The following is a 13,649-nucleotide window of genomic DNA, read 5'->3' on the forward strand; positions in this document are numbered from 1 at the left end:
ATAAAAAGAAGCGGTTCTCTACCTCCATAGAGAACCGCTTCTATATTATTCATTGTCATTAGACGATGTTTCTGTATCTTCACTGCTATTTTTGTTCTTATTTTTCACTTCATTGTTATTTGATTCGCGTTCACTTGAATTTTCAGACTTAGATTCTTTTGTCTTTTTCGAATCAGAGTTTGAGTCAGACTTTGTATATGCAGGTAGCCCAAGATGAGTACGAAGTTCATTTGTAACATTAGCTAATTCTTTTTTATCTGGATTGTAGTAGTAAGTTCGACCACCACCAGCAGATTTGCTACAAGTATCGTCACCTTTTGCCATGTAGCAATCATCACCTTGGATTTGTAATTTCTCAATTTCCGAATCCGATCCATATTTATAGAATGAAAGCATATCATCAAATGTTAAGTTGGTAACGAATTGTCCGTTAATATCATCAATGATGTTGCCAACTTTTGTTACAGAACCAACACTTGTTAGTTTCTTTAAAATAGCCTCGATAACGAGTTGTTGACGTTGTCCACGCATTGCATCACTATCGATGTGCCTTGTTCTAGCAAGAGCAAGAGCTTCTTCGCCATTTAGCTTTTGAACACCTTTTTCTAGATGAATAGCCTCAGCATTATCATTGCTATCTTGCTCAGTAAATTCAACTGGTACATCAACTTCAACACCGCCCAAGTCATCGACGATTTTTATAAATGATTTAAAGTTGAATTTTACAAAATAATCGACAGGAACATTCATTAATTTTTCAACTGCATCAATGCTTGCTTGTGGTCCACCATTTTTTCCGTTTTTAGCAGAACCGAATGCATGAGCGTGTGTAATTTTATCTTTTTTCTTTTCTATTGGAATATAAGTATATGTGTCACGTGGGATACTTAATAGTTTAACAGTTTTGCTATCTTTATTAAATGTTGCAAGTAAAAGCGCGTCTGTTCTTATAGCTTCACCATATTCTTTTCCACGGACATCGCTTTCATCGACACCCATTATTAAAACAGAGACATTGTTTGTAATAGGTTTTACAGCCTTATCACGTAAATCAGATTTATCACCGCGTGCTAAATCGTGTGCGGCATTTCGAACAGCAGAAGATGCTTTATTTACTAAAAACCAAGTATAACCGCCGCCTATTAATAAAACGAATAGTATAGCGCTTATAATAATTTTTATTTTTTTCTTATTTTTTTTCGGTTTATTGCGTGTATTTTCTTGCAAAGATGGGTTTTGCTCCATTTCCTGTACTCCTTCATTTGGATTGAAATACGACACTCATATCCACTTATTATAATGAAATTTAGCGAAAAAAAACATTACAAAACATTTACATTTCGTAAAAATTCAATATATTTATAAAAAGTCAGATTTTCTATATATTATTTGTCAGATGTAGAATAAGTATAAGGGCTTTTAGTAGAAATGAAAATATATATTATGAGAAAGTGATAGGGAAGTAAGATTTGTTGAAATATAGCCAAGAAGAAATGAGTAAGCTTACTTATTTCTTCTATATAATAAAGAAGAATTTGACGGATAAAGGAGAGAGCATAATGAATCATACATCATTCCGAGCAATCGTTGTGAACGAAAAGGAAAATCATCAGTTTGTAAGAAAAGTTGTTGAGAGAGAAGTAAGTAGTTTACCTGAGGGAGACGTATTCATACAAGTTCATTATTCTTCATTAAATTATAAAGATGCTCTTTCAGCTACTGGTAATAAAGGTGTTACGAGAACATATCCTCATACGCCAGGAATTGATGCTGCAGGAGTAGTTGTGAGTAGTGAAGATGCTACCATTAAAGCAGGAGATCAAGTTATTGTAACGGGATATGATTTAGGTATGAATACCTCTGGTGGTTTCGGAGAATATATTCGCGTGCCATCATCTTGGGTCGTGCCTTTACCAGAAGGAATGTCATTAAAGGAAAGTATGATGTATGGGACAGCAGGTTTTACTGCGGCGTTGTCGGTATATAAGCTTATTGGGGCAGGAATCAAGCCTAATATGGGAGATGTTTTAGTAACGGGTGCTACAGGCGGCGTAGGCAGTGTAGCTGTTAGTATATTAAGTAAGTTAGGGTTTAACGTAGTAGGAGCGACAGGAAAAATGGAAGAGAAAGATATGCTACTACGTCTAGGAGCGAAAAAAGTGATTCATCGCGCGGAATTGAATGATGAATCAGGAAGACCGATGTTAAAAGGGATATACGCCGGAGTTATTGATACTGTAGGTGGACGTATGTTAGAAACAGCTTTAAAAACAGTAAAGTATGGTGGTTGTGTAACGACATGCGGTAATGTGGCAGGCCAGGAATTACAAACAACGGTATATCCGTTTATTTTACGAGGCATAAGCCTTTTAGGGATAGATTCTGTGCAATGTCCAGCAGATGTGAGAAGTGATGTGTGGACGCTCTTAGCAAATGAATGGAGTAATAAAGAGTTAAGATCTTATACAGGAGAATGTACATTAGAAGAATTAGAGGAGAAGTTTACACTTATATTGCAAGGAAAGTTAAAAGGAAGAACAGTTGTTAAAATATAATAAGAAAGAGACGCTTACATTAGCGTCTCTTTCTTATTATAATGATTGTTTTAAATTGATTTTTCCTTGTTCACCTAAAACACCGTCAGCGATATTTACAGCGTGATCGCCAATGCGCTCTAAGTTACTTACCATATCGACGAAGATGATACTTGCATCACCTGAACAGCTGCGTTCGTTTAGACGTAATACGTGACGTTTACGAAGAACACGTTCCATTTGGTCGATTTTGCGTTCTTTTGCAATAACAGTTTGAGCTAGTTCAGTATCGAAGTTTGTTAAAGCTTCAACTGAGTCTTGCAGTGTTGAAATTGTTAACTCAAGCATTTCGTTTAATTCAGCTAATGCTTCATCTGATAGTGAAACACGGTTTGAAATTTGGAAATCTACAAGTTCTACAAGGTTTTCTACATGATCACCGACACGTTCAATATCTCCAACAACACCTGCTAAAACAGAATGTTTTTCAGAATCCGTAGGTGAAAGTGGCTTTTCTGATAGTAAAACTAAATACTCGGTAATTTTTTTATCTAAATTGTTAATAGCTCCTTCTAATTGAGTAGCCATGTTTGCGTGTTTTTTGTCTTGTGTATTTAAAAATTGATTTGCCTCTTTTAATCCATGTAATGAGAACTCAGCCATACGGATAATCTCTTTTTGAGCTTCAGTTAAAGCGATGGCTGGAGATTGTTCAATAAAGATTGGATTTAAATGTTGTGGTTTGAAGTCAATCGCTGCATCTTCACCACGAATAATTTTTGTTACGATCCATGCTAACACTGCAATGAACGGGAATTGAATGATTGTATTTGTTACGTTAAATGTTCCGTGTGCAAATGCAATAGTCATTTCTGGATTCAAGTTTAATGATGTTTGGAAATATTGAATTAAACTTGTAAATGGTACTAATAAAATTGTAAAGATAATTGTACCGATAATATTAAAGATAACGTGAACTAATGCTGCACGTCTTGCGGCAATAGAAGTACCGATTGCTGCTAATACAGCTGTAATTGTTGTACCGATGTTATCACCGAATAATACAGGAAGAGCTGCTTGTAAATCGATTGCACCTTGACCGAATAGTTCTTGTAAAATACCAATAGTTGCACTTGAACTTTGTACAATTAAAGTAAAGACTGTACCAACAACAATTCCTAAAATTGGATTATCACTCATGCTAACTGTTAATTCTTGGAATGATTCTAAAGAACGAAGAGGTTTCATACCTGCGCTCATTAATTCTAAACCGAAGAATAACATACCAAAACCGAATACAACTTGACCTACAGAATGTACTTTTTTATTTTTAAAGAAGAATAGTAAGATTGCTCCAATTGCCATAACTGGGAGAGCATATTCTCCGATTTTAATTCCGATAATAAATGCAGTAACTGTCGTACCGATGTTTGCACCCATAATAACACCGATTGCTTGTCTTAATGTCATAAATCCGGCACTTACAAGTCCGACTGTTAAAGCAGTTGTTCCTGAACTGGATTGGATTAATACCGTAACTAACATACCTGCTAGTACACCCATAAGTGGGTTTGTTGTAAAACGATCTAGAATATCGCGAAGACGATCTCCAGCTGCTTGTTGCAGTCCATCGCCCATGTATTTAATCCCGAATAAGAAAATACCTAATCCACCAATGAACTGGAAGATCATATCTTGAACATTATATTCCACGCATTCCACTCCTTAAATTTCATGTACGATGTAATTATTAACTGAACCTTGAGGCACTGTAAACGGTTTGCTAGTAAAATTTACACTAAATTTACAAAGAGAAGAAAAGTTTACAATCCCTTAAAGAAACAGCTGTGTTTTATTGGTTTTCATCTTGTATAAATCTTAATTTTGTAAAGAAATCACACTTTTTAGAATAATATTGTTCAGTTGAATATTAAGGAAAGCGTCTGCGAGTTCATCGTATATTTTTTGATGAAAGTTAAAAAAATATGTAGGAAAATGCATGTAGTTTTATAACAGCAAAACGAGGGGAAATAATTCTTTTAACACGATAAAAAAGCCACTGAATTATCCAGCAGCTTTTTCCGTGTTTTTATCGCCATGCTTTTGTTTTCTTATGCTTGTAATGTAAATGAAGAGAAAAGCAATAAGTAATAGAGAGGAGTAACGATATACAGTTGCATAGTTTGTAAAATGAGCAATAAATCCAAATATAATCGCTCCAGCGCCGATTCCAAGGTCAAATGCGGAGAAGAATGTAGCCGTTGCTACACCGCGTCGATGCGGTGCTACGCGGTCAATCATCCATGCTTGTAGCGCAGGTTGGATCGCTCCAAAACCACTTCCGTAACATGCTGCAGCAATGATTAAGCTCGGGATTGTCGTCGTATACGACAATAAAATAATGCCTGTAAACGTTATAATAACTCCCGGAATGATGACGAATGTATGGCCTTTCGCATCATATAGCTTTCCGGAGAATGGACGAGTCACAGCGATTGCTAGTGCGTTACATAAAAAGAAGAGACTAATATCAGCTATGCCGACTTCTGTAGCAAATAGTGTGATAAAACTTCCGATTCCTCCGTACATTAATGTAATACATAATATTAATAATGAAGGAAGTAAAGCTTTACGCTCAATAAATCCATCGAGAAAAGTACTAGATGATTGTTGTGGAGGCTGTTTCGATTTTTGGATTTGAAGTAGTTTCGTTAATATTAATGAAACAATTGTGCACGATAATGCACATAAAAAAAGAATTGTGAAGTTATATGTTTGCATAAGCCATAGTCCGATAAGTGGACCGAGGGCCATTGCAATTGTTCCAGAAAGGCCAAAATATCCCATGCCTTCTCCGCGGCGAGCTGAGGGAATTAAATCAGAAACGACAGTTCCATATGTAGTCGTTGTAATACCGAAACCAGCTCCGTGTAAAATACGAACAGCAAGCAAGAGAAAGATAGTTGAGGCGAAAAGGTAACTGCTCATAGCGAGTAAACAGATAGCAGTACCGATCATTAAAATGATTTTTTTATTGAATTTTTGCAAGGCGTTCCCAGTTAGCGGTCTAACAAAAAGTGCCGCAACGGTAAACATGCCGACAACAAATCCGATATTGGAACTTGTGCCACCAATTTCTTTCACATAAACAGGTAAGGTTGGAATTAACATTTGAAACCCTAAAAACATACATAAGTTTGCAAAAATTAAAGCAACAAACTCTTTTGTCCATAACGGTTCTCGTTTTACGAGTATTGCTTCTCCCATATATTCATCCCCTATATAAAATTTTCTCTTTTCTTTCGAGTATATGTATTGGCCAATGCAACAGTCAAGGAAGGTGTCTTGAAAACGGATAACAATTTTTAAGTTGAAAAACTGACAAATTTGTGTAAAAGCTACACAACTATGAAAAAAAGATGTAAAGTATAGATGTATAGACTTGTAGGTGTTAAGAATGATAGAAATTTTTTTCTTTAAAGAAAGCGGATTCAAAAGAGTAGTGAACAAGAAGGGGATATATACTTTTTCACTACATATATTTGAAAAGGTTTACAATATGATGAAGAAAGAGGCGTGTACATATGAGACGATTAGGTATTTCTATTTATCCAGAACATTCAACAGTAGAGAAAGATAAGGAGTATTTAACATTAGCAAGTAAATATGGATTTACACGTGTGTTCACATGTTTATTATCTGTGGATGGAGAAAAAGAGAAAATTATAGAAGAATTTAAAGAAACGATCTCTCATGCGAATGCATTAGGATTCCAAGTATTAGTTGATATTAGTCCATCTGTTTTTGAACAATTAGGTATTTCGTATAATGATTTATCATTCTTCCATGAATTAGGTGCGTACGGTATTCGTTTAGATGTTGGTTTCTCAGGATTAGAAGAATCAATTATGACTTATAATCCGTATGGTTTGAAAATTGAGATTAATATGAGCAATGGTACGAAGTATGTAGATAACATTATGAGTCATAGACCAAATCGTGAAAATTTAATTGGTTGTCATAATTTTTATCCGCATCGTTATTCAGGGTTATCATACGATCATTTCATTAAATGCTCGAAACAATTTAAAGATTACGGTATGAGAACGGCAGCTTTTATTTCATCATTTGATGCAACATACGGACCTTGGCCAGTAACAGAAGGGTTATGTACATTAGAGCAGCATCGTGAATTACCGATGACAACACAGGCGAAGCATTTATTTGCGACTGAATTAATTGATGATGTTATTATTGCAAACGCATATGCGTCAGAAGAAGAATTACAAGCACTAGGTGCATTAAATAAAGAGAAACAAACATTTGATATAGAACTATATGATACAACGACAAAACTAGAAAGAATTATCGTATTAGACGAACCACATTTTTATCGCGGAGATGTATCTGAATATATGATTCGTTCTACACAAAGTCGTGTGAAATATAAAAAAGAAGAATTTAAACCTCATAATACGCGCGAAATTAAGCGTGGAGATTTATTAATTGATAATGAACAATATGGCCAGTATAAAGGCGAATTACAAATTGCATTAAAAGATATGGTGAATACAGGAAAAACAAATGTAGTTGGTCGAATTGTAGAAGAAGAGATTTTCTTACTAGACTATTTACAAGCATGGGATAAATTCGGATTCACATTAAAGAAATAGAGAGAATATAAAGGGGAAAAACTACTGATTTCAGCAGCTTTTCCCCCTTTGTATATAAAGAGCGAGAGGAAGAGCTATGACAAAGGTGCATCAGCGATTAATTTCTATTTTAGAGGAATTTTTAGAAGAGAAATCGATGTTAAATCGAGCTTTTTTAGCGGGTCGTTTACATGTATCAACGAAGACGATTCAAAAGGATATAAAATTATTAAATGATATATTGGAAGAAAACGGAGCGAAAATCGAATCGCAAAGAGGGACTGGGTACGAATTAGAAATTATACAAAAGAAGAGATTTGAAGACTTTTGTGTGAGTCTATTTCAAAAACAGATGGAAAAGATCCCAACTTCTTATGAAGAAAGAATAGCGTACATTCTGCAGCGTGTTTTAATGATAGAGGGATATGTGAAGCTTTCAGAATTAGCGGAAGAGATGTATGTGAGCAAATCAACGGTCAATTTAATTATGAAAGATGTTACAGATATATGTGGTTGCTATGAATTACAAATTGAGAAGAGACCGTATTATGGTATACGTATTGTTGGAGAGGAATTTAATATTCGTTCTTGTTTATCACAATATGGTTTACCGCGTTATGATCATACTCCGTTTCATGAGCAATTTGAGCAGACGGAGACATATTTATCGCTACCTCATATATCACTCATTCGTTCAATTATATTAAAGTATATTGAAGGCGGAACAATATATTTATCTGATATAGAAATTGATAATTTAGTCATTCATATTGCAATCGCATTAAAGCGTTGTCAAAGTCAACATTATATGAAAGGACTGCATGCGGAGCAATCAGAACTTATACTAAAGAAAGAATATACAATTGCGAAGCAGATTTTAGGAGATTTAGAGAAAGAGTTGAAATTTTCATTTCCAGAAGAAGAAGTATTATATGTGACGATGCATTTATTAAGTACTGCTGTTACAACGAGAGATCGCTATGAAAATGTAGAAGAGCTATTAGGGAAAGATATATATGCATTTATGCAACATATTCTTTTTAAAGTAGCGGAAGAACGGAATCTTATTTTTTATTATGATGAAGAATTACTATTTGGATTTGGTATTCATTTAAAAACGTTATTAAATCGTTTGAAGTATAAGTTAAATACGAGAAATCCTCTTTTGGCAGAAGTGAAAAAGAATTATCCGTATGCTTTTGAAATTGCGGTTCTTGTTGGAGATATCATTGGTGAATATACGGGTGAATCGATCCCTGAAAGTGAAATTGGTTATATTGCAATTCACTTCGGCGGAGCGATGAGCCGTTTGCAGGAGCAAAATCAAAAGAAAAGATGCTTATTAGTTTGTGCGACTGGTCAAGGAAGTGCACAACTATTAAAATATAAAATTTTATCACAGTTCCGAGATAAATTAGAGATTGTAGGTATTACAGGCTATTATCAATTGAAAGTAGAAGATCTTTATAAAGAAAAAATAGATTGTATTATTAGTACGATTCATATACCGAGTGGCTTGCCTGTTCCAGTTATAAAAGTGAATTCAATATTTGATGATAAAGAGATTAAATCGATTGGTCAGCGGTTGTTTACGCATGTGAATACTAGTGTGCAGCCTTATATTAAGGAAGATTTAATCTTTTTAAATCATAATGCTTCTACGAAAGAGGATGTTATTCAGTTTTTATGTGAAAAAGCTGCTGAGAAACGCTATGTACCAAAAAACTTTTATGCTTCTGTTATGGAGAGAGAAAATACGTCTCCGACAGCGGTTGGGAATTCAGTTGCAATCCCGCATCCGATGCAGTTATTAAGTGAGGAAACTTTTTTGATGTTTTGCACACTTGAAAAGGCTGTTGATTGGGGAGATAAAAAAGTACAAGTAATTATTTTATTTAGTGTAAAGCGCAATAATAATGAAGATTTGCAAAGGCTTTATGATTTTTTATATGATATTATGTCTAGTCAAACTACGATAGAGAAACTTACTCAGACCGAGGTAATTGAAGATTTTCAAGAGATTTTATTATCATTTTGAAAAAGTATATAAAAACTTCCGTTACATAACGGAAGTTTTTTATGTTTAATTGTATGCGTTTTCATAATAAGATAAAAATATAGAAAACATATAGCTTGGGGGAATTTAAAATGGCTGATATGCAAACTCCATTTGCGTTAATTTTACATGGTGGCAATGCGAGAAGCGCGGCGCTTGAAGCAATTGCTTTTGCAAGACAAGGAGATTTCGGGAATGCCGGTGAAAAGATGAAACTTGCTAGTGAGGAAATTTCAGCAGCGCACCGTATTCAAACGGATTTAATTCAAGAAGAGGCAAGAGGAAATCATGCAGAAATTAGTTTACTGTTAGTGCACGCACAAGATCATTTAATGAATGCAATTACAGTGAAAGAACTGGCTGAAGAATTTATTGCTCTTCATAAACGAGTAGAAGAGAAAGTGACCGTATAAGATGTACATTTTATTATGTTGTGCAGCAGGTATGTCAACGAGTATGGTCGTAAGAAAAATGCAAGAAGAGGCAAAGAAACAGGGGAAGAATTATAAAATTAAGGCGGTTGATTCAGAACTAGTGAAGCTTGAAATTAAGGAAGCCGATGTCGTTTTAATTGGCCCACAGGTGAAATATTTATTTCCAGCTGTAGAGTTTCTTGCAAATTCATACAACATACCAGTTGCGATTATAGACCAACGAGATTATGGTATGTGTGATGGTTTGAAAGTGCTTAAGCAAGCAGAACAATTAGTTTTAGCATAATTATATCTTTTTAAATATAAACATTATAATGTTATAAAGTTTATTTCATTCTTTTATAGTAGAGAGAAAGAGGAGGGCTATTGATGAATGGGTTTATGAGTTTTATGGAACAAAAGATTATGCCAACAACGCAAAAAATTGCAGGACAACGACATTTATTAGCAATTCGAAACGGGGTTATTTCTACATTACCGTTAACGATCGTCGGATCATTTTTCGTTATCTTTTTAAATTTACCAATTGATGCATATATGGAATGGATTGCACCGTTTCGCCATATTCTAGATATTCCATTTCGATTTACAGTAGGACTAATGGCATTATACGCAGCATTTGGAGTAGGGGCTTCGCTCGCGAACTTTTATCAGCTCAATCAGTTAAGTGCAGGGTTATTATCTGTACTCGCCTTTTTACTAGCATCAGTTGAACCAATTCAAATTACGAAAGCTGTACCAGGTGTTATTGATGCAGGGAGATATATTTCAGTAGGAACATTAAGTGCAACGTCTTTATTCGGCGCAATTGTTACAGCATTAATTGCAGTAGAAATTTATCATTTTATGATTAAGCATAATATCTCGATTAAATTACCAGATAGTGTACCACCAGCAGTTTCAAATTCGTTTGCAGCATTAATTCCAACATTAGCAGTTATTCTTTTATTCTGGGGCATTCGCTACGGTTTGAAATTTGATGTAAATACAACAATTACATACTTAATCGCACCACTAAAATCAGTATTAGTAGGAAATAATTTATTCGGCGGTTTATTAACAGTATTCTTAATCGTATTTTTCTGGTCATTCGGTATACATGGACCAGCGATTTTAGGACCAATTATTCGTCCGATGTGGGATTCAGCAATTCTTGAAAATATGGAAGTATTCACGGCTACAGGAAATGCACATCAGTTACCAAACTTATTTACAGAGCAATTCATTCAATGGTTCGTATGGATTGGCGGATCAGGCTCAACGTTAGCTTTAGTAATTATGTTTATGTTCTCTAAATCTAAGTTCCTAAAAGAGTTAGGTAGATTATCATTCGTACCAGGTTTATTCAATATTAACGAACCAATTATTTTCGGTGCACCAATTGTAATGAACCCAATCTTAATTATTCCGTTCGTTATTACACCGTTAGTGACAACGACAGTATCATATTTCGCAGTTGTTTCAGGTATGATTCCACTCATGATGGCGAAACTGCCATTTACGATGTTAGCACCAATTGCAGCGGTGATTAGTACGGACTGGACAATTATGGCTGGTGTACTTGTACTTGTTAACTTTGTTATCTCGTTCGTTATTTACTATCCATTCTTCAAAATGTATGAGAAACAACAATTAGCAGGAGAGGAGAAAACAGAATGCTCGGAGCAATTATCATCTTAATTACATTCGTGGTCGGACAGTGTATTGCCCATTATTCGAAATGGGTACAAAGTAAATCTTTATTAGTGTTACTACTAGTATCAGTTTTATTTATCGGTTGTTCAATGGGTGCATATGTAATGTTAGGATTGCAATCACCGTACGTAATTATTGTACCGACAATTTTATGTGCAACGTGTTTATCTGCAAAATATAGATTTACGAGCATGGCATTAATACAACGTGTGAAGGAGATGCAAAAGCATGGAGCGTAAATTAGGAATTTCACTTTATCCAGAACATTCAACGAAAGAAAAAGATATGGCTTATATTTCCGCAGCGGCACGACACGGTTTTTCAAGAATATTTACTTGTTTGTTATCTGTGAATCGTCCGAAAGAAGAAATTGTAGCTGAATTTAAAGAGATTATCAATCACGCAAAAGATAACAATATGGAAGTTATTTTAGATGTAGCTCCGGCTGTGTTTGATCAGCTTGGTATTAGTTGTAGCGATTTATCATTCTTCGCGGAGTTAGGCGCAGACGGTATTCGTTTAGATGTAGGCTTCGACGGGTTAACTGAAGCGAAAATGACGAATAATCCGTACGGTTTAAAAATTGAGTTAAATGTAAGTAACGATATTGCGTACTTAGAAAATATTCTTTCGCATCAAGCGAATAAATCAGCTTTAATTGGTTGCCATAATTTTTATCCGCAAAAATTCACTGGTCTTCCGTACGATTATTTCATTCGCTGCAGTGAACGCTTTAAAAAGCATGGTATTCGCAGTGCAGCTTTTATTACATCACATGCCGCAAACATCGGTCCATGGGATATTAACGACGGATTATGTACGTTAGAAGAGCATCGTAATTTACCAATTGAAGTACAAGCGAAGCATTTATGGGCAACAGGGCTAATCGATGATGTCATTATCGGAAATGCTTATGCGAGTGAGGAAGAGTTAGAAAAACTAGGAAACTTAAATCGTTACATGTTACAGCTAAAGGTACATTTTGTAGACGAAGCGACTGAAGTAGAGAAGAAAGCGACGCTGCAAGAGTTACACGTAAGACGCGGCGACATAACAGAGTATATGATACGTTCTACAGAAGTACGTAAAAAGTACAAAGATTATGACTTCCCAGTGCGTGAAAGTGTGCTGCAGGAAAGAGGGCAAGTTGTAATTGGAAACAATTCATTTGGTAAGTATAAAGGTGAACTGCAAATCATTCTGAAAGAAATGCCGATAGATGAACGGAAAAATATCGTCGGTACAATTGCGGAAGAGGAGTTATTCTTACTAGATTATGTAGGAGCTTGGACGCAGTTTACTTGTGTGGAATAGGGAAGATAGGGGGCGTTCCAAATTTTGGACCGCCTTTTTAATATTAAAGTACTTTTAACGTCAAAATTTGTCGGTAAATCGATATCTCTTGTCGAATCGTTGATATATTATAAATTACGATAGATATATTCGAAAAATCGTTGATATATTGTAGGTTACGATAGATATATTTGAAAAATCGTTGATATAATTTCATTTACTATGTCATTTTTCAGTAGTTTAATAGAGTAAAAAAGAGCCAGCCTCAACGATGAGACTGACTCTTTTTTACTAACTAGTTTAATACTTTAACTGTAACTGTTTTACGTCCCCAGCTACTTGATGTACCTTTATCTGGCATTAAAACGTCGATTTTATTACCTTTAATAGCTCCACCAGTATCACCAGCGATTGCTACTCCGTAACCTTCAACCCATACTTTTGAACCTAATGGAATTACACTTGGATCAACTGCAATAAGTTTCATGTTTGGATTAGCTGTTAAGTTATGACCTAAAGCTGATTTTACTTGGTCGCCTGCTTTATAACCATTTTCAAGTGGATCTGCTGTGTAAGCTGTTGCTACAACACGTAACTCACGAGAAGATGATGGTGCACTTGTTTCAGTTTCTTTTGCAACAGGTTGTTGTGTAGCTGGTTTTTGAGCTTTAGCTGTTTCACGAGCTTTAGCTGCTTCTTGAGCCTTAGCTTCTTGAGCTTTAGCAGCTTCACGAGCTTCAGCTGCTTCTTGAGCCTTAGCTTCTTGAGCTTTAGCAGCTTCACGAGCTTCAGCTGCTTCTTGAGCCTTAGCTGCTGCTTGAGCTTCAGCATCTGCCTGAGCTTTAGCTGCTTCATGAGCTTTGAGCTTTAGCAGCTTCACGAACTTTAGCTGTATCTTGAACTGTAGTCGTTTTTTCAACTTTAGCTACTGGTTGAACTTTAACTGGTGCTTTACCCGTTAAGTAAGGAACATGAACATAAGCTG

The 13,649-nt window shown here is 35.3% G+C and carries 11 protein-coding genes and 1 pseudogene; 8 read left to right on the forward strand and 4 right to left on the reverse strand.

Translation table 11 applies throughout. The features are described 5' to 3' along the window. Window positions 1-45: 45 nt before the first annotated feature. The gene (locus tag ABWK52_RS18610; RefSeq protein WP_000437392.1) at window positions 46-1,245 is read right to left on the reverse strand and encodes an LCP family protein; all 1,200 of its coding nucleotides are present in this window, start codon (window positions 1,243-1,245) and stop codon (window positions 46-48) included. Between the two features lie 314 nt (window positions 1,246-1,559). Here ABWK52_RS18610 and ABWK52_RS18615 point away from each other — a divergent pair, with 314 nt between their 5' ends. Then, the gene (locus tag ABWK52_RS18615) at window positions 1,560-2,555 is read left to right on the forward strand and encodes a YhdH/YhfP family quinone oxidoreductase (RefSeq protein ID WP_001016957.1); all 996 of its coding nucleotides are present in this window, start codon (window positions 1,560-1,562) and stop codon (window positions 2,553-2,555) included. 36 nt (window positions 2,556-2,591) lie between these two features. Here ABWK52_RS18615 and ABWK52_RS18620 read toward each other — a convergent pair whose 3' ends face one another. Together ABWK52_RS18620 and ABWK52_RS18625 are read right to left on the reverse strand one after the other, a co-directional pair. After that, on the reverse strand, window positions 2,592-4,247 hold the full coding sequence (locus ABWK52_RS18620; protein WP_000456270.1) for a Na/Pi cotransporter family protein: 1,656 nt from the start codon (window positions 4,245-4,247) through the stop codon (window positions 2,592-2,594). A gap of 351 nt (window positions 4,248-4,598) precedes the next feature. Further along, window positions 4,599-5,801, reverse strand: a complete 1,203-nt coding sequence (locus tag ABWK52_RS18625) for an MFS transporter (protein ID WP_098290938.1) — start codon at window positions 5,799-5,801, stop codon at window positions 4,599-4,601. 317 nt (window positions 5,802-6,118) lie between these two features. Between ABWK52_RS18625 and ABWK52_RS18630 the strand changes: the two genes are divergently transcribed. The 7 genes from ABWK52_RS18630 (at window position 6,119) to ABWK52_RS18660 (ending at window position 12,685) form a co-directional block, all read left to right on the forward strand. Beyond that, window positions 6,119-7,207: a DUF871 domain-containing protein gene (locus ABWK52_RS18630; RefSeq protein ID WP_016117200.1), complete on the forward strand. Its 1,089-nt coding sequence runs from the start codon at window positions 6,119-6,121 to the stop codon at window positions 7,205-7,207. A gap of 76 nt (window positions 7,208-7,283) precedes the next feature. Beyond that, complete coding sequence (locus ABWK52_RS18635; protein WP_098290903.1) at window positions 7,284-9,224, forward strand: BglG family transcription antiterminator; 1,941 nt, start codon at window positions 7,284-7,286, stop codon at window positions 9,222-9,224. A 110-nt stretch (window positions 9,225-9,334) separates the two neighbouring features. Then, window positions 9,335-9,655, forward strand: coding sequence for a PTS lactose/cellobiose transporter subunit IIA (locus ABWK52_RS18640; protein WP_000774631.1), 321 nt, complete (start codon window positions 9,335-9,337; stop codon window positions 9,653-9,655). Between the two features lies 1 nt (window position 9,656). Then, window positions 9,657-9,962 (forward strand): PTS sugar transporter subunit IIB, encoded by a 306-nt coding sequence (locus ABWK52_RS18645; protein ID WP_000275642.1) that lies wholly within the window; start codon window positions 9,657-9,659, stop codon window positions 9,960-9,962. 83 nt (window positions 9,963-10,045) lie between these two features. Then, window positions 10,046-11,356 carry a PTS sugar transporter subunit IIC gene (locus ABWK52_RS18650; RefSeq protein WP_001013053.1) on the forward strand — a complete coding sequence of 437 codons (1,311 nt, stop codon included), beginning with the start codon at window positions 10,046-10,048 and terminating at the stop codon, window positions 11,354-11,356. Then, window positions 11,332-11,610 (forward strand): hypothetical protein, encoded by a 279-nt coding sequence (locus ABWK52_RS18655; RefSeq protein WP_000900048.1) that lies wholly within the window; start codon window positions 11,332-11,334, stop codon window positions 11,608-11,610. Before ABWK52_RS18650 ends, ABWK52_RS18655 begins: the two co-directional genes overlap by 25 nt. Beyond that, window positions 11,600-12,685 (forward strand): DUF871 domain-containing protein, encoded by a 1,086-nt coding sequence (locus ABWK52_RS18660; protein ID WP_098542373.1) that lies wholly within the window; start codon window positions 11,600-11,602, stop codon window positions 12,683-12,685. Before ABWK52_RS18655 ends, ABWK52_RS18660 begins: the two co-directional genes overlap by 11 nt. A gap of 274 nt (window positions 12,686-12,959) precedes the next feature. On the opposite strand, the pseudogene ABWK52_RS18665 reads toward ABWK52_RS18660, so the two are convergent. Next, a pseudogene (locus ABWK52_RS18665) lies at window positions 12,960-13,649 on the reverse strand (3D domain-containing protein); the annotation flags it as partial.

It is taken from the genome of Bacillus sp. AP50 (genome assembly GCF_040492675.1).
Taxonomy (GTDB): Bacteria; Bacillota; Bacilli; order Bacillales; family Bacillaceae_G; genus Bacillus_A; species Bacillus_A cereus.

Excerpts from the sequence above, each read along its gene's own strand:
- ABWK52_RS18610 (WP_000437392.1), bottom strand. The coding sequence starts at position 1,245 with ATGGAGCAAAACCCATCTTTGCAAGAAAATACACGCAATAAACCGAAA.
- ABWK52_RS18615 (WP_001016957.1), top strand. The coding sequence starts at position 1,560 with ATGAATCATACATCATTCCGAGCAATCGTTGTGAACGAAAAGGAAAAT.
- ABWK52_RS18625 (WP_098290938.1), bottom strand. The coding sequence starts at position 5,801 with ATGGGAGAAGCAATACTCGTAAAACGAGAACCGTTATGGACAAAAGAG.
- ABWK52_RS18630 (WP_016117200.1), top strand. The coding sequence starts at position 6,119 with ATGAGACGATTAGGTATTTCTATTTATCCAGAACATTCAACAGTAGAG.
- ABWK52_RS18635 (WP_098290903.1), top strand. The coding sequence starts at position 7,284 with ATGACAAAGGTGCATCAGCGATTAATTTCTATTTTAGAGGAATTTTTA.
- ABWK52_RS18640 (WP_000774631.1), top strand. The coding sequence starts at position 9,335 with ATGGCTGATATGCAAACTCCATTTGCGTTAATTTTACATGGTGGCAAT.
- ABWK52_RS18645 (WP_000275642.1), top strand. The coding sequence starts at position 9,657 with ATGTACATTTTATTATGTTGTGCAGCAGGTATGTCAACGAGTATGGTC.
- ABWK52_RS18650 (WP_001013053.1), top strand. The coding sequence starts at position 10,046 with ATGAATGGGTTTATGAGTTTTATGGAACAAAAGATTATGCCAACAACG.
- ABWK52_RS18655 (WP_000900048.1), top strand. The coding sequence starts at position 11,332 with ATGCTCGGAGCAATTATCATCTTAATTACATTCGTGGTCGGACAGTGT.
- ABWK52_RS18660 (WP_098542373.1), top strand. The coding sequence starts at position 11,600 with ATGGAGCGTAAATTAGGAATTTCACTTTATCCAGAACATTCAACGAAA.